Raw genomic sequence first — 15,762 nt, 5'->3', positions numbered from 1 at the left:
CGATTAAGGAGTATTGGGGTGTCGAGTACTGATGATGAGCAGTTGGCCGAGTTCAAGGACTGGTGGCAGCGTAACGGCAAGCCCCTGGTTACCGGTGGCCTGCTGGCTTTAGTGGTGGTGTTCGGCTGGCAAGCCTGGCACAAGTATCAGGCCAACCAATCCCAAGGCGCCTCGATCCTCTATCAGCAATTGCTGGAAACCACCCTTACGCCGGACGGCAAGCCCGATCCTGCACAGGTGGCTGACCTGGCAAGCAAGCTGAAGAACGAATTTGGCGGCAGTACCTACGCCCAATACGGCAGCCTGTTCGTCGCGAAAGTCGCGGTCGATACCGGCAAGCTGGACGATGCAGCCGCTGAACTGAAGGCCGTCGCCGACAAGCCGACCAACCCGACCCTGGGTGAAATCGCACGTCAGCGCCTGGCCCAGGTATTGGCGGCACAGAACAAGGCCGACGAAGCACTCAAACTGCTCGACGGCGATGCTGACAAGGCATTTGTAGCCACTCGCGAAGAGCTCAAGGGGGACCTGTTGGTCCAATTGGGTCGTACCGACGAAGCCAATGCTGCGTACCAAAAAGCCAAGGCGGCGCTGTCTGATGAAGCGGCGGTCGGTGGCTTACAAATCAAGCTCGACGACTTGGCCAAAGGGGATGCGTGACGTGATCCGTTGGAAACATGCAGCATTGCTGGCTCTGGCCGTTCTGGCCGCGGGTTGCAGCAGCAACAGTAAAAAAGAACTGCCTCCGGCCGAGCTGACCAGCTTCAAGGAAGAAGTCGTCCTGCAAAAGCAATGGAGCCGCTCCATCGGTGACGGCCAGGGCGAAACCTACAACATGTTGGTACCGGCAATCGACGGTGACAACATTGTGGCGGCTGACGTGACCGGCGTGGTGATCTCCATGGATCGCATGAACGGCGACGTGAAATGGAAGAAAGACCTGGAACTGCCTGTGTCCGGCGCCGTAGGCGTGGGTTACGGCCTGGTGATGCTCGGCACGCTCAAGGGCGAAGTCGTGGCGCTGGACTCCAGCACCGGTGAAGAGAAATGGCGCGCTCGCGTGACCAGTGAAGTCCTCGCACCGCCTGCTACCAACGGCGATATCGTCGTGGTGCAAACCCAGGACGACCGTGTGATTGGCCTCGACGCCAGCACCGGCGCACAGCGCTGGTTGTATGACAGCACCCCTGCGGTGTTGACCCTGCGCGGTACCAGTGGTCCGGTTGTGACCAACAATCTGGCCGTTGCAGGCCTGTCGACCGGTAAAGTGGTCGCCCTGGACACCCAGAATGGCGTACCTGCGTGGGAAACCCGCGTGGCTATCCCGCAAGGTCGTTCCGAGCTGGATCGCGTCGTGGACATCGACGGCGGCTTGCTGCTGTCGGGTGAAACCATCTACGTCGCCACTTACCAGGGCCGCGTTGCCGCGCTGGACCTTCAGAGCGGTCGCATCAACTGGCAGCGTGATGCTTCCAGCTACGCGGGTGTCGCCCAAGGGTTTGGCAGCGTCTACGTAAGCCTGGCGTCCGGTACTGTTGAAAGTGTCGACGAGCGTTCCACCACTGCGCTGTGGAGCAATGACTCCCTGGCTCGCCGTCAACTGTCGGCACCGGAAGTGTTCTCCAGCTATGTAGCGGTAGGCGATTTCGAAGGTTACCTGCACCTGCTGAGCCAGGTGGACGGTCGCTTTGTAGGTCGTGAGCGTATCGACAGCGATGGCCTGCGTGCCCGTCCGCTGGTCGTGGGTAACATGCTTTATGTGTTTGGCAACAGCGGCAAGCTGGAAGCCCTGACCATCAAGTAAAGGTTTGACTATGCTTGGGGTTACCCCCAGGCGGCCCTGCTTCATTGCTTACTGTAGGAGCGAGCTTGCTCGCGAAGGACGTCAACGCTGACGCGGTTTTTCCGGATAAACGCGGCGTCCTCAGGTTTTTCGCGAGCAAGCTCGCTCCTACAGGAATCGGTGTCGGGCAGGGTATGTGGCATTTCAAATGCCGCCCCGAGCACCAGCCGCTGCCTTGCAGCGGCTTTTGTATTTTCTGAAATAACGAAGTGGAGAGCCGCATGGTTCCCGTAATCGCCCTGGTGGGCCGACCTAACGTCGGCAAGTCCACCTTGTTCAACCGCCTGACCAGGACTCGCGACGCCATCGTCGGCGACTTGTCTGGTCTGACCCGTGATCGCCAATACGGTGAGGCAAAGTGGCAAGGGCGCTCCTACATTATTGTCGACACCGGTGGTATCTCCGGTGACGAGCATGGCATGGACGAAAAGATGGCCGAGCAGTCGCTGCTGGCCATTGAAGAAGCCGATGTGGTGCTGTTCCTGGTGGATGCCCGTGCGGGCTACACCGCTGCCGACCAGATGATTGGCGAGCACCTGCGCAAGCGCAACAAGCGTTCCTACGTGGTCGCCAACAAGATCGACAACATCGATCCTGAAATGGCCCGCGCCGAATTCAGCCCAATGGGCCTGGGCGACGCGATCCCGATCGCGGGTGCCCACGGTCGCGGTATCACCCAGATGCTGGAAATCGCCCTGCGCGATTTTCCTAAGGATGACGCCGAGGAAGAAGAGGGCGAAGAAGAGATCGTCGCCGAAGGTGAGGAAGCCAAGCGCATTCCTGGCCCGAGTGAAAAAGACGGTATCAAGATCGCCATCATCGGCCGCCCGAACGTCGGCAAGTCGACCCTGGTCAACCGCATGCTCGGTGAAGACCGGGTTATCGTCTACGACCAGCCCGGTACCACCCGCGACAGTATCTACATCCCGTTCGAGCGTAATGACGAGAAGTACACCCTGATCGACACCGCGGGTGTGCGCAAGCGCGGCAAGATCCACGAGGAAGTCGAAAAGTTCTCGGTGGTGAAGACCCTGCAGGCGATCAAAGACGCCAACGTGGTGATCTTCGTGATGGATGCCCGCGAAGGCGTGGTGGATCACGATCTCAACCTGCTGGGCTTCGCCCTGGAAGCCGGTCGGGCACTGGTGATCGCGATCAACAAGTGGGACGGCATGACGCCGAGCGAGCGCGATTTCGTCAAGATCGAGCTGCAACGTCGGCTGTTCTTCGTGGAGTTCGCCGATATCCACTTTATCTCGGCCCTGCACGGCACAGGCGTGGGTAACCTCTACGCCTCGGTACAGAACTCGTTCAAGTCCGCGGTCACCCGTTGGCCAACCAACCGCCTGACCCAGATCCTGGAAGATGCTGTTGGCGAGCACGCGCCGCCGATGGTCAACAACCGCCGGATCAAATTGCGTTACGCCCACTTGGGTGGTGCCAACCCGCCGATTATCGTGATCCACGGTAACCAGATCGAGAAGGTGCCGAAGTCCTACGTGCGTTACCTGGAAAACACCTACCGCCGTGTCTTGAAGCTGGTCGGTACGCCGATCCGCATCGAGTTCAAGGGTGGCGAGAACCCATACGAAGGCAACAAGAACACACTGACCGACCGTCAGGTGAACAAGAAGCGTCGTTTGATGACTCACCACAAGAAGGCCGACAAGAAGCGCCGCGACAAGCGCTGATTTCGTCGTCGAAAAAAAGGGCTCTCGACGAGCCCTTTTTTGTGCGCGCAGGTTTGAGCCTTGACCCCATGAGGCTGGCAGCTTAAAACTTGAGGCTCACCTGCAGGGGCCTCCGATGATCAACAGCAAGCTGCCAAATGTCGGCACGACCATTTTCACCACCATGTCGCAACTCGCTGCCGAAACTGGCGCGCTCAACCTGTCCCAGGGCTTTCCCGATTTCAATGGCCCCCAGGCTTTGCTTGATGCCGTGGGCAAACACGTTGCCAGTGGCCATAACCAATACGCACCCATGACCGGCCTGCCGGGCCTGCGTCAGCAAGTGGCGGCCAAAATCGCCCGCAGTTATGGCGCCACGGTCAACGCCGACAGTGAAGTGACCATCACCCCAGGCGCCACGGCGGCCATCTTCTGCGCGATCCAGGCGGTGATTCGCAGCGGCGACGAAGTCATCGTGTTCGACCCGTGCTACGACAGCTATGAACCTTCGGTCGAGCTGGCCGGTGGTCGCTGCGTGCATGTGCAACTGAACCTGAAAGACTTCACCCTCGACTTTGAAAAGATCCAGGCTGCGCTGTCGCCCCGCACGCGCATGATCATCCTTAACACACCGCACAACCCCACTGGTGCGCTGATCAGCCGTGCCGAGCTGGACCTGTTGGCGGCACTGATCCGCGACCGCGATATCTACCTGGTCAGCGATGAGGTCTACGAGCACCTGGTGTTCGATGGCGTGCCCCACATCAGTGTGCTGGCCCACGAAGAGCTGTACTCGCGTGCTTTCGTGGTCAGCTCCTTTGGCAAGACCTACCACGTCACCGGCTGGAAAACCGGCTATGTGGTCGCCCCCCCGGCCCTGACGGCCGAACTGCGCAAGGTGCATCAATACGTCAATTTTTGTGGCGTCACCCCGTTGCAATACGCGCTGGCCGACTTCATGGCTGAACACCCGGAGCACGTCGACGAACTGCCAGCGTTCTACCAGGCCAAGCGCGATCTGTTCTGCGACCTGCTGGCAGCGTCCCGATTCAGCTTTACCCGCGTCACCGGTACCTACTTCCAGCTGGTGGATTACTCCCGTATTCGTCCTGACCTGGATGACGTCGCCATGTCCCTGTGGATGACCCGCGAACACGGCGTGGCAACCATCCCTGTCTCGGTGTTCTACCAGAACCCACCCCAAGGCCAGCGCCTGGTGCGCCTGTGCTTTGCCAAACGCGAGGAGACGCTGCGGCAAGCAGCCGAAAAACTATGCGTGATCTGACTGTATTACCGAACCTGAATATCGCCCTGGTCCAGACCACCCTGGCCTGGCACGACCGCCAGGCGAACCTTGAGCATTTTGATCTGCTGCTGGAACAGGCACGGGGCGCCGACCTGATAGTGCTGCCGGAGATGTTCACCACCGGTTTCTCCATGGACTCACAAACCCTCGCCGAGCCGGAAAACGGCCCCACCCATCACTGGATGCAGGCCCAGGCGGCAAAATACAGTGCGGTGATCACTGGCAGCGTGATCATCCAGTCCGCCGATGGCAGCCACCGCAACCGCCTGTTATGGGCGCGGCCGGATGGCGAGGTGTTGCACTACGACAAGCGCCACTTGTTCCGCATGGCCGGCGAACACCATCACTACACGCCCGGCGAGCGCCAGGTGCAGTTCGAGCTGAAGGGGTGGCGGGTTCGTCCGTTGATTTGCTACGACCTGCGCTTCCCGGTATGGAGCCGCGATGCCCAGGACACCGACCTGTTGCTGTACACCGCCAACTGGCCGGGAGCGCGGCGTCTGCACTGGAACCGGTTGTTGCCGGCGCGGGCGATCGAGAACCTGTGTTACGTGGCGGCGGTGAATCGGGTGGGTACGGATGGAAAGGGTTTCGCTTATACCGGCGACAGCCAGGTGCTGGACTTCCAGGGTGAGACCTTGCTGAGCGCAGGGGAGGCGGACGGGGTGTTCCAGGTGCGCCTCGATGCAGCTGAACTGGCGGCTTACCGCACGCGGTTTCCGGCGAACCTGGATGCCGATACCTTTGAGTTGGTCTGATAGACCGCTATCGGGGCAAGCCCACTCCCACACTTTGATTTGTGAATACATTCAAAATGTGGGAGGGGGCTTGCCCCCGATGAGTCCCTGACAGGCCACCCCAATCTGAAACTCAATAAAAAGGCCCCTGGATTCTCACCCAGGGGCCTTCTTCATTACGGCGCTAAGGTTTACGCCGCTTTCGCTTCCAGCTGGCTCAACGAGCGGTTCAGCGCGCTGAACACGGCCTTGAAGCTGGCGGTGGTGATGTTTTCATCAATGCCCACGCCATGCACTGGACGCTCACCGTTCACGCGCAATTCAATGTAGGCCGCTGCCTTGGCATTGGTGCCTGCACCGATCGCGTGTTCGTTGTAGTCCATGATCTCCACCTTGATCGGCAGGGCGGCGACCAGTGCTTCCAGGGTGCCGTAGCCCTTGCCCTGCCAACGCAGGTTGGTTTCGCCCTGGCCTTTGCCCGAGACTTCCACTTCCACGGTGCTGTTGCCGTTCTCTTCCTGCAGGCGATGGCTGACCAGCGCATACGGGGTGTTGGCTTGCAGGTATTCGCGCTGCAGCAAGGCGTAGATCTGCGGTGCGGTCATTTCCAGGCCCACGCGGTCGGTTTCGGCCTGTACCACCTGGCTGAATTCGATCTGCATGCGACGTGGCAGGCTGATGTCGTATTCCTGCTCCAGCAGGTAGGCGATGCCGCCTTTGCCCGACTGGCTGTTCACCCGGATCACTGCCTCGTAGCTGCGGCCGATGTCGGCCGGGTCGATCGGCAAGTACGGCACTTCCCACAATGCGTCGGGTTTCTGCTGGGCGAAGCCCTTGCGGATTGCATCCTGGTGAGAGCCGGAGAACGCGGTATGCACCAGGTCGCCCACATACGGGTGACGTGGGTGTACCTGGATCTGGTTGCACTCTTCGACGACTTTGCGCACGCCGTCGATGTCGGAGAAGTCCAGCTCAGGATTGACGCCCTGGGTGTACAGGTTCAGTGCCACGGTAACCAGGTCGACGTTACCGGTACGTTCGCCGTTGCCAAACAGGCAGCCTTCGACGCGGTCGGCGCCGGCCATCAGGCCCAGCTCGGTGGCGGCGACGCCGGTACCACGGTCGTTGTGGGTGTGCAGGCTGATGATCACGCTGTCACGACGGTTGATATGGCGACCGAACCACTCGATCTGGTCGGCATAGATGTTCGGCGTGGCGCATTCCACAGTGGCTGGCAGGTTGAGGATCATCTTGTGCTCGGGCGTTGGGTTCCACACCTCGATCACGGCATCGCAGACTTCCTTGGCGAACTCCAGCTCAGTGGCGCTGAAGGTCTCCGGGGAGTATTCGAAGGTCCACTGGGTTTCCGGCTGCTGGGCGGCGTATTTGACGAACAGCTTGGCTGCGTTGACGGCGATGGCCTTGATGCCGTCCTTGTCCTGGTTGAACACGATGCGGCGGAACGACGGCGACGTGGCGTTGTACAAGTGCACGATGGCTTTCTTGGCGCCGCGCAGGGATTCGAAGGTGCGTGCGATCAAGTCTTCACGGCCCTGGGTCAGCACCTGGATGGTGGTGTCCTCGGGGATGTGGTTGTCTTCGATCAGGGTGCGCACGAAGTCGAAGTCGGTTTGCGATGCGGCCGGGAACGAGGCTTCGATTTCCTTCACGCCGACAGCGACCAGGGTCTTCCAGAAGCGCAGCTTCTTCACCGCGTCCATCGGTTCGATCAGCGACTGGTTGCCATCGCGCAGGTCGGAACTGCACCAGATCGGCGCGGTGGTGATGGTTTTCGATGGCCAGGTGCGGTCCGGAATATCGATGGTCGGAAACGCGCGGTACTTCGAAGACGGGTCTTTGAGCATGCTCATCGGGAAATCCTTTGTTGTAGGGGCCGAGAAAAGGCGGCCTGCCGTAGAACTGTTTTTGGGGATAAAGCTAAAAGACGAGGCAGATCGATTCAGCCTGGCAGTCGTGCGCTGACGAGGCACAGGCTGCGGTGCTGGCGGAGCTGAATGAGGGTGTGAGAGGTTTTCATAAGCCCAACCCTAACCTCAGGGGTGAAAGATGGCAAGCAGTCGATAAAAATTGAGAGAAGTTCTTCTATTGGCGGGTGAAACGAGATTTTATGGTTGGAATCTGTCCTTGGCCTATTTTTAATTGCGCGCCGATTATCGGGCGCGCAATTGAGCCATTCAGGGCTGGAAGGCGCCGATAAAGATCGCCGGATCGACCCTGGCATCGTTGAGGCTGACATTCCAATGCATATGCGGCCCGGTCGCACGGCCCGTCGAGCCCACCTTGCCCACCACTGCGCCGCGTAGCAGTTGCTGGCCCACCTTCACGTCGATCTTCGACATATGGCAGAACATGCTGATAAAGCCCTGGCCGTGGTCGACGAACACGGTGTTGCCGTTGAAGAAGTAGTTGCCGACCAGAATCACCTTGCCGTTCGCCGGTGTCTTGATTGGCGTGCCGGCCGGTACGGCAAAGTCCAGGCCGGAATGGGGATTGCGCTCTTCACCATTGAAGAAGCGGCGCACCCCGAATTTACTCGACAGCGGGCCGTTCACCGGTTTGTCCAGCACCAGGTTGCTCGGCAGGGTCGGGCTGAAACTGCGGTAGGCCTTGAGTTGCACGGCGAGTTCGGCTTCGATGCGCTTGAGCTGCACCGGGTCGGGGTTGACCTGGCTTTTGTTCTTCAAGGTAATGCGCTGTTCCGGGTACTGCTTGTAGCCGACGATAAACGGCAGGTTGCGCCCGCCACTGCTGATGCGTTCATTGCCCGGCTTGACCGTCAGCGGAATGCCGACAATCGCCAGCCAGTTGTCCTGCTCCTTCACGACCAGTACCGGTTTGCCCTGGTACGTGGCTTTCGGCACGGTGGCTGAAGGGCCGAGCTCGACCACGGCAACCCCGCCCGGCACCGGTTTGTTCAGGGTTCGGGTGATATAGCTGTCGGCTTGGGCGTTAACGGTGAGGCACAGCAGCATCAACAGGCTAAATAGACGTGGCATCGATCAATCCAGAAGCGAAAGGGTAACGGGCGTCAGGTGGTTGTCTTCCACCCGCACTTGCAATTGGCCTTCACCGAGGCGTGCGGTCAGGCGCTGGCCTGTTTGGGTTTGTGCCGCGTTGCGGATGGCCTGGCCGCGCTCGTCCAGCAGGATGCTGTAGCCACGGCCCAGGGTCGCCAGGGGGCTGACCACATGCAGCGTCTGCACCTGGCTTTGCAGTTGCAGGCGGCGCGCCTTGAGCCCCTCGCGCATGGCGCGGGGCAGGCGTTCGGCGAGGCTGTCCAGGCGCTGGCGCAGCAGGGCCAATTGGCGGCCAGGGTGTTGGCCGGCGAGACGGGTTTCCAGGCGGATCAAACGTTCGCGACGGGTATTGAGGCTGCGTTCGAAGGCGCGGCGCAGGCGCATGTCCAGGTCATCCAGGCGCTGTGCCTGCTGGCGTAGACGCTCGCCGGGGTGGCGCAGGCGACGGGCCATGCCTTCCAGGCGCAGGCGGTCGTGGGTCAGCCGGTTGCGCATCAGCATCACCAGGCGACGATGCAGGCTTTCGACCTGGCGGACCAGGTTGCTGGCGTCAGGCGCGAGCAGTTCGGCTGCGGCGGAAGGCGTGGGCGCGCGGACGTCAGCCACGAAGTCACTGATGGAGACGTCGGTCTCGTGGCCGACGGCGCTGACGATCGGCGTCACGCAGGCATCAACCGCCCGCGCCACGGCCTCTTCGTTGAAGCACCAGAGGTCTTCCAGCGAACCACCCCCACGGGCCAGGATCAGCGCGTCGAAGCCGCGCGCGTCAGCCAGCTTCAATGCCCGCACAATTTGCGGGATGGCTTCACGGCCCTGCACGGCCGTGGGGATCAGCGTCAATTGCACCTGCGGTGCACGGCGGCGGAACACGCTGATGATGTCGCGGATCACCGCGCCGGTGGGCGAGCTGATAATGCCGATGCGCCGTGGATGGGCCGGCAGCGGCACCTTGCGCTCGGCACTGAACAGACCTTCGGCGCTGAGTTTCTCCTTCAAGGCATCGAAGGCCAGGCGCAGCGCGCCGTCACCCGCCGGCTCCACCGTGTCGAGGATCAGCTGGTAATCGCCACGGCCCTCGAACAACGAGACCTTGCCGCGCACCTTGACCGCCAAGCCGTCTTTTAACGCCTGGCGCACCCGTGCGGCATTGTTGCGAAACAATGCGCAACGCACCTGGGCGCCGCTGTCCTTGAGGGTGAAATACACATGGCCGGAGGCCGGACGGGCGAGGTTGGAGATTTCGCCTTCGACCCAGATATTGGTGAACACGTCTTCCAGCAACACCCGCGCGCGGCCGTTGAGTTGGCTGACAGTCAGGACTTCGCGGTCCAGGCCCAGACGGGCAAAGGGATCTTTAATCATGGGCGGCAGTTTATAGGCATTCGTGCAAGGTTTGACAGAATTGCTCCACCAGCGCGCTCGGCGCCTGGGGGCAGGCCAGCGCCACGGTACTCAGGCAGTCCGGGTCGGCCATGGGTAAAAAGTGCAGACTGGCCGGGGCGATGTCTTGCATGGACTCTGGTAGCAGGGCAATCCCGAAGCCGGCCTGGATCAACTGCAACTGCGTGGTTTTGCGCGACATCACCCGCGCGGCCTTGGGGAAAAATCCGGCGCGCATGCACAGCTCGGCGGACAGATAACTCAGGCCGCCGCGCTGGGGGTGGGGGATCGAGATAAACGCCTCATCCTTGAGCTGGGCCAGGTTGACAGCCTCGTCATTGCGCGCCAATGGGTGATTCGGCGGTACCGCCAGGAGCAATCGCTCGGTATATAAAGGCACGACGCGCACCCCTTCACGTTGGCGCAATACCGGCAAGCGCAACAGGCCGACGTCCAGGCGACCGTCGGCGATGTCCTCCAGCTGCGCTTCGGAGGACAGTTTGGCGATATCCATCGACACGCCAGGGCAGCGTTCCAGCCAGGTGCTGATGCCTTGCAACAGCGCACCGTTCATCGGCACGGTGCTCGAATGGCTCAGGCGCAGGGTGCCGAGCTGGCCGTTACCGACCTGGGTCGCCAGGTTACTGGCCTTGTGCAGTTCGCCCAGCAGGTTGCGTGCCCGTGGGTAAAAGGCTTCGCCTGCGGCCGTCAGCTTGGGCTGGCGCGCAGTGCGTTCGAACAGTGGGGTTTGCAGCTGGGTTTCCAGTGCCTTGATCTGCCTGCTCAGGGCCGATTGCGCGATGAACAGGCGCTCGGCGGCGGCGCTGAAACTGCCGCTGTCGGCGATCTCGACGAAGTAGCGCAGTTGGCGAGTGGAAATCACATGTCATGCCTTTTCGAGATGGGTGAGTGGCTTTGAAGATATTAGTCGCAACCCTCGCGGATGGCTAAAGTGATAGCCATCTCTTTCAAGGAATAACCCATGGGCCCGATTGAGCTGATGAGTCAGTGGTCGTTTGGCGGCGTTGATTGGCTGGTGATCGGCCTGGGTACCGCGGTGGCCTATATCGTGTTTGGCATTGCCGGCTTCGGTACGGCACTGGTGGCGGGGCCGATCCTGATTGTGTTTATGCCACTGTCGAAGATCATTCCGTTGCTGGTGCTACTGGATTTTGTCGCGGCGTTCGGCAACCTCCTGCAATCGCGACGTGAGGTGAACAAGCCGGAGTTATTGCGACTGCTGCCGTGCATGGCGATTGGCTGCACCCTGGGCGTGGTGTTTTTGCTCAACCTGCATTCCGATCTGTTGTTGCTGTTGATGGGGCTGTTTATCAGCGCCTACGCAATCTACAGCTTGGCGGTGAAAGCCCGGCCGGCGCAGCTGGCGGCGGGGTGGTCGATACCCATGGGCACGGTCGGCGGTCTGTTTGGCGCGCTGTTCGGCAGTGGCGGCTTTTTATATGCGATCTACCTGAACAGTCGTTTACCCAAGGACGCGGCCCGTGCCACTCAGAGTGCGCTGATCAGTTGCAGCACGGTGGTGCGCCTGAGCCTGTTCCTGATTGCTGGGGTGTACGCCGACTTGCCGCTGTTGATGTTGGCGTTGTGCCTGCTGCCGGCGATGGTCCTGGGGCTGTGGTGCGGGCGTCGGCTGACGATGCGTATGTCGCGCGAGGCGTTTGTGCGGTTGGTGACCTGGCTGGTGCTGGCCAGTGGGATTGCTTTGATCGGACGGTATTTGAGTACTTGACCTGATTTCTTCAGGGATTAAGCTGCCGTCCTCCCGGGCGTCATCGCGGGCAAGCCCGGCTCCCACAGTTGAGTGCATTCCAATGTGGGAGCCGGGCTTGCCCGCGATGAGGCCAGAAGCCACACCGCAGGACTCTCATGAACTCCCAAAGCATCCTTGTCCCGAAAATCTCCACCTTGCCGGTCCACGAACCGCGCGCACGGGCGATCGTGCGCTGGCTGGTGCGCAAGAACATCGTCAAGGAAGAGCTGACCACTTGCGGGCGCACCGGCAACCGCATGGCCTATGCCTTGGCCGACGGCGCCCGCGCGGTGGTGTTGCATCCCGAGGCGCTGCCGTTCAACGAGCCGGTCAATGGGTTGGAAATCATCTATAAGCGCTGCATCTATACCCCCGCCAAGGGTTTTCTCGAAGAGGCCGGCTGCCCGGAATGCCTCAAGGAAGTCGGCGAGGCGCTCTTCGAAAGCCTGGAAGACTGGATGCCTGGCCACACCGACAACTTCACCTGTCCGTTGTGTGGGCATGAAGATGACATCAATGGCTTTTTATTCCTCCAGGAATGTGGGTTTTCCAACCTCGGGTTCATCTTCAACAACTGGGCGGAGGCGGGGTTCAAGCAGAGCTTTATCGATGAGTTCGCCGACTGGTTGGATCAGAAGATGAGTTGGGTCAAAGTCGAGTTATAGCCCTTCTATCACTATTCCCAAATATGTCAGAGTTTTACATTGAGACCTGGGGGGTGTCTGAGTATAATGGCGCGCTTCCATTTTCCCGCTCGGGAGCCCCCGCGATGCTGCGTATCAGCCAAGAAGCTCTGACATTCGACGACATTCTCCTAGTGCCCGGTTATTCCGAGGTACTTCCTAACGAAGTCAGTCTCAAGACCCGCCTAACCCGTGGCATCGAGCTGAATATTCCCCTGGTTTCCGCTGCCATGGACACCGTCACCGAAGCCCGTCTGGCCATTGCCATGGCTCAGGAAGGCGGCATCGGCATCATCCACAAGAACATGACCATCGAGCAGCAAGCTGCCGAAGTGCGCAAGGTCAAGCGTTACGAAGCCGGTGTGGTGAAAGATCCAATCACCATCGAAGCCGACGCCACCGTGCGCGACCTGTTCGAACTGACCCGCCTGCACAACATCTCCGGCGTTCCGGTGCTGCATGATGGCGACCTGGTCGGCATCGTCACCTCCCGTGACGTGCGTTTCGAGAACCGTCTTGAAGTCACCGTCCGCGAAGTGATGACGCCCAAAGAGCGCCTGGTCACGGTCAAGGAAGGCGCCGACAAGAACGATGTGCGCGAACTGCTGCACAAGCACCGCATCGAGCGCGTGCTGATTGTCGACGACAAATTCGCCCTCAAAGGCATGATGACCGTCAACGACATCGAAAAAGCCAAGGCTTACCCGCTGGCCAGCAAGGACGACCAAGGTCGCCTGCGCGTTGGCGCTGCGGTCGGTACCGGTAAAGACACCGGCGACCGTGTAGCGGCCCTGGTTGCGGCCGGTGTTGACGTGGTGGTGGTCGACACTGCCCACGGTCACTCCAAAGGCGTGATCGACCGCGTTCGTTGGGTCAAGCAGAACTTCCCTGAAGTGCAGGTGATCGGCGGCAACATCGCCACCGGCGCTGCCGCCAAGGCCTTGGCCGAAGCGGGCGCGGATGCCGTCAAGGTCGGTATCGGCCCTGGTTCGATCTGCACCACGCGTATCGTCGCCGGTGTGGGCGTGCCGCAAATCAGCGCCATCGCCAACGTCGCTGCAGCCCTTGAAGGTACTGGCGTTCCATTGATCGCCGACGGCGGCATCCGTTTCTCCGGTGACCTGTCCAAGGCCATCGTTGCCGGTGCTTCCTGCGTGATGATGGGCTCGATGTTCGCCGGTACCGAAGAAGCGCCAGGTGAGATCGAACTGTTCCAGGGCCGTTCGTACAAGGCTTACCGTGGCATGGGTTCGCTGGGCGCCATGTCCCAGGCGCAAGGTTCTTCCGATCGTTACTTCCAGGATTCCTCGGCAGGCGCCGAGAAGCTTGTACCGGAAGGCATCGAAGGCCGTGTTCCCTACAAGGGCACCCTGAGCGCCATCATCCATCAACTGATGGGCGGCCTGCGCTCCTCGATGGGCTACACCGGTAGCGCCAACATCGAAGAAATGCGCACCAAGCCTGAGTTCGTGCGGATCACCGGTGCCGGCATGGCCGAATCCCACGTCCACGACGTGCAGATCACCAAGGAAGCGCCAAACTACCGCGTAGGTTGATGCTTCCAGCAAATAGTTAAGTAACCGGGGCTGTCTTATTCAGCCCCGAGTTGTTTCTGATTCATTAGACGAGACTGATCTCATGGCCCTCGACATTCACGCCCACCGTATCCTGATCCTCGATTTCGGTTCCCAGTACACCCAACTGATCGCCCGCCGCGTGCGTGAAATCGGTGTGTACTGTGAGCTGCATCCGTTCGACATGGATGACGAAGCGATTCGCGAATTCGCACCGAAAGGCGTCATCCTCGCCGGTGGCCCCGAGTCCGTGCACGAAGCCAACAGCCCGCGCTGCCCACAAGCCGTATTCGACCTGGGCGTGCCCGTGTTCGGTATCTGCTATGGCATGCAGACCATGGCCGAGCAACTGGGTGGCAAGGTTGAAGGTTCCGAGTTGCGTGAGTTCGGTTACGCCCGTGTCGACGTGGTCGGCAAGAGCCGACTGCTGGACGGCATTGAAGACCACATCGACGCCGACGGCCTGTTCGGCCTCGACGTATGGATGAGCCACGGTGACAAGGTCACCAAGATGCCGCAGGACTTCCACATCCTGGCGAGCACCCCAAGTTGCCCGATCGCTGGCATGTTCAGTGACGAGCGTCGTTACTACGGCGTGCAGTTCCACCCGGAAGTGACCCACACCAAGCAAGGCGGCCGCATCCTGTCGCGCTTCATCCTCGACATCTGCGAGTGTGAAGCCCTGTGGACACCGTCGAAAATCGCTGAAGACGCCATCGCCCAGGTGCGCGCCCAGGTCGGCACCGACAACGTCCTGCTGGGCTTGTCCGGCGGCGTTGACTCTTCCGTGGTTGCCGCGTTGCTGCACAAGGCCATCGGTGACCAACTGACCTGCGTGTTTGTCGACAACGGCCTGCTGCGCCTGCACGAAGGTGAGCAAGTGATGGCCATGTTCGCTGAGAACATGGGCGTCAAGGTGATCCGCGCCAACGCTGAAGATCAATTCTTGAACAACCTGGCCGGCGAGTCCGACCCGGAGAAGAAGCGCAAGATCATCGGTCGCACCTTCATCGACGTATTCGATGCCCAGTCCAACAAACTGGACAACATCAAGTACCTCGCCCAGGGCACCATCTACCCCGACGTGATCGAATCGGCCGGCGCCAAGAGCGGCAAGGCCCACGTGATCAAGTCCCACCACAACGTGGGTGGCCTGCCTGAGGAAATGAACCTCAAGCTGGTAGAACCGCTGCGTGAACTGTTCAAGGACGAAGTCCGCCGCCTCGGCCTGGAACTGGGCCTGCCGTACGACATGGTCTACCGCCACCCATTCCCAGGCCCGGGCCTGGGCGTGCGGATCCTCGGTGAAGTGAAGAAGGAATACGCCGACCTGCTGCGTCGCGCCGACCACATCTTCATCGAAGAACTGCGCAAGGCCGACTGGTACCACAAGGTCAGCCAGGCGTTCGTGGTGTTCCAGCCGGTGAAATCGGTTGGCGTGGTCGGCGACGGCCGTCGTTACGCATGGGTCGTGGCCCTGCGTGCCGTGGAAACCATCGACTTCATGACCGCCCGTTGGGCACACCTGCCGTACGAACTGCTGGAAACTGTCAGCGGCCGTATCATCAATGAGATCGAAGGCATCTCGCGCGTGACGTATGACGTGTCGAGCAAGCCGCCGGCGACGATTGAGTGGGAATGATGGGACGTCCGGCATTGCCGGGCATCCACTAGCAAGAAATGCCCTAGAGCCCGCGTAATTGCGGGCTTTTGGCTTTTTGGGTCTGGAAAATTCTGGCAGCTCTGTGCATCGCCAAGCA

The 15,762-nt window shown here is 60.6% G+C and carries 13 protein-coding genes; 9 read left to right on the top strand and 4 right to left on the bottom strand.

Annotated elements, in window-relative coordinates; all coding sequences use genetic code 11:
- Positions 1–18 precede the first annotated feature (18 nt).
- The 5 genes from P2T68_RS30635 to P2T68_RS30615 all read left to right on the top strand — a co-directional run bounded on the left by P2T68_RS30635 (position 19) and on the right by P2T68_RS30615 (position 5,577).
- On the top strand, positions 19–660 hold the full coding sequence (locus P2T68_RS30635) for a tetratricopeptide repeat protein (RefSeq protein WP_024077287.1): 642 nt from the start codon (positions 19–21) through the stop codon (positions 658–660).
- The gene (bamB, locus tag P2T68_RS30630; RefSeq protein WP_168232512.1) at positions 653–1,804 is read left to right on the top strand and encodes an outer membrane protein assembly factor BamB; all 1,152 of its coding nucleotides are present in this window, start codon (positions 653–655) and stop codon (positions 1,802–1,804) included. The genes P2T68_RS30635 and bamB overlap by 8 nt, the downstream gene beginning before the upstream one ends.
- A 260-nt stretch (positions 1,805–2,064) precedes the next feature.
- The gene (gene der / locus P2T68_RS30625) at positions 2,065–3,534 is read left to right on the top strand and encodes a ribosome biogenesis GTPase Der (RefSeq protein ID WP_041161016.1); all 1,470 of its coding nucleotides are present in this window, start codon (positions 2,065–2,067) and stop codon (positions 3,532–3,534) included.
- A gap of 115 nt (positions 3,535–3,649) precedes the next feature.
- Positions 3,650–4,798 (top strand): pyridoxal phosphate-dependent aminotransferase, encoded by a 1,149-nt coding sequence (locus P2T68_RS30620; RefSeq protein WP_024077283.1) that lies wholly within the window; start codon positions 3,650–3,652, stop codon positions 4,796–4,798.
- On the top strand, positions 4,786–5,577 hold the full coding sequence (locus tag P2T68_RS30615; protein WP_277378698.1) for an amidohydrolase: 792 nt from the start codon (positions 4,786–4,788) through the stop codon (positions 5,575–5,577). Before P2T68_RS30620 ends, P2T68_RS30615 begins: the two co-directional genes overlap by 13 nt.
- 170 nt (positions 5,578–5,747) lie before the next feature.
- Here the strand turns inward: P2T68_RS30615 and leuA are convergent, their stop codons facing one another.
- The 4 genes from leuA to P2T68_RS30595 form a co-directional block, all read right to left on the bottom strand.
- Positions 5,748–7,427: a 2-isopropylmalate synthase gene (leuA, locus tag P2T68_RS30610; protein ID WP_024077281.1), complete on the bottom strand. Its 1,680-nt coding sequence runs from the start codon at positions 7,425–7,427 to the stop codon at positions 5,748–5,750.
- A gap of 324 nt (positions 7,428–7,751) precedes the next feature.
- Positions 7,752–8,573 carry a M23 family metallopeptidase gene (locus P2T68_RS30605; RefSeq protein ID WP_277378697.1) on the bottom strand — a complete coding sequence of 274 codons (822 nt, stop codon included), beginning with the start codon at positions 8,571–8,573 and terminating at the stop codon, positions 7,752–7,754.
- A 3-nt stretch (positions 8,574–8,576) separates the two neighbouring features.
- The gene (gene xseA / locus P2T68_RS30600; protein WP_069076966.1) at positions 8,577–9,956 is read right to left on the bottom strand and encodes an exodeoxyribonuclease VII large subunit; all 1,380 of its coding nucleotides are present in this window, start codon (positions 9,954–9,956) and stop codon (positions 8,577–8,579) included.
- A 10-nt stretch (positions 9,957–9,966) separates the two neighbouring features.
- On the bottom strand, positions 9,967–10,857 hold the full coding sequence (locus P2T68_RS30595; RefSeq protein ID WP_277378695.1) for a LysR family transcriptional regulator: 891 nt from the start codon (positions 10,855–10,857) through the stop codon (positions 9,967–9,969).
- 99 nt (positions 10,858–10,956) lie between these two features.
- On the opposite strand from P2T68_RS30595, the gene P2T68_RS30590 reads away from it, so the two are divergent.
- From P2T68_RS30590 to guaA, 4 genes are all read left to right on the top strand, one after another.
- Complete coding sequence (locus P2T68_RS30590; RefSeq protein ID WP_024077276.1) at positions 10,957–11,724, top strand: sulfite exporter TauE/SafE family protein; 768 nt, start codon at positions 10,957–10,959, stop codon at positions 11,722–11,724.
- A gap of 137 nt (positions 11,725–11,861) precedes the next feature.
- Positions 11,862–12,410: a hypothetical protein gene (locus P2T68_RS30585; RefSeq protein ID WP_024077275.1), complete on the top strand. Its 549-nt coding sequence runs from the start codon at positions 11,862–11,864 to the stop codon at positions 12,408–12,410.
- A gap of 104 nt (positions 12,411–12,514) precedes the next feature.
- A complete protein-coding gene (gene guaB / locus P2T68_RS30580; RefSeq protein ID WP_102624577.1) occupies positions 12,515–13,984 on the top strand; it encodes an IMP dehydrogenase in 1,470 nt (489 codons plus the stop codon).
- Between the two features lie 82 nt (positions 13,985–14,066).
- Positions 14,067–15,644 (top strand): glutamine-hydrolyzing GMP synthase, encoded by a 1,578-nt coding sequence (gene guaA / locus P2T68_RS30575; RefSeq protein WP_024077274.1) that lies wholly within the window; start codon positions 14,067–14,069, stop codon positions 15,642–15,644.
- Positions 15,645–15,762 lie beyond the last annotated feature (118 nt).

Origin of the sequence: Pseudomonas sp. G11 (assembly GCF_029457515.1) — a bacterium.
Taxonomy (GTDB): domain Bacteria; phylum Pseudomonadota; class Gammaproteobacteria; order Pseudomonadales; family Pseudomonadaceae; genus Aquipseudomonas; species Aquipseudomonas gorinensis.
The sequence above is the reverse complement of the archived record's forward strand: the minus strand, read 5'-3'. Positions and strand labels throughout refer to the sequence as shown.

Excerpts from the sequence above, each read along its gene's own strand:
- bamB (WP_168232512.1), top strand. The coding sequence starts at position 653 with ATGCGTGACGTGATCCGTTGGAAACATGCAGCATTGCTGGCTCTGGCC.
- der (WP_041161016.1), top strand. The coding sequence starts at position 2,065 with ATGGTTCCCGTAATCGCCCTGGTGGGCCGACCTAACGTCGGCAAGTCC.
- P2T68_RS30620 (WP_024077283.1), top strand. The coding sequence starts at position 3,650 with ATGATCAACAGCAAGCTGCCAAATGTCGGCACGACCATTTTCACCACC.
- P2T68_RS30615 (WP_277378698.1), top strand. The coding sequence starts at position 4,786 with ATGCGTGATCTGACTGTATTACCGAACCTGAATATCGCCCTGGTCCAG.
- leuA (WP_024077281.1), bottom strand. The coding sequence starts at position 7,427 with ATGAGCATGCTCAAAGACCCGTCTTCGAAGTACCGCGCGTTTCCGACC.
- P2T68_RS30605 (WP_277378697.1), bottom strand. The coding sequence starts at position 8,573 with ATGCCACGTCTATTTAGCCTGTTGATGCTGCTGTGCCTCACCGTTAAC.
- xseA (WP_069076966.1), bottom strand. The coding sequence starts at position 9,956 with ATGATTAAAGATCCCTTTGCCCGTCTGGGCCTGGACCGCGAAGTCCTG.
- P2T68_RS30590 (WP_024077276.1), top strand. The coding sequence starts at position 10,957 with ATGGGCCCGATTGAGCTGATGAGTCAGTGGTCGTTTGGCGGCGTTGAT.
- P2T68_RS30585 (WP_024077275.1), top strand. The coding sequence starts at position 11,862 with ATGAACTCCCAAAGCATCCTTGTCCCGAAAATCTCCACCTTGCCGGTC.
- guaB (WP_102624577.1), top strand. The coding sequence starts at position 12,515 with ATGCTGCGTATCAGCCAAGAAGCTCTGACATTCGACGACATTCTCCTA.
- guaA (WP_024077274.1), top strand. The coding sequence starts at position 14,067 with ATGGCCCTCGACATTCACGCCCACCGTATCCTGATCCTCGATTTCGGT.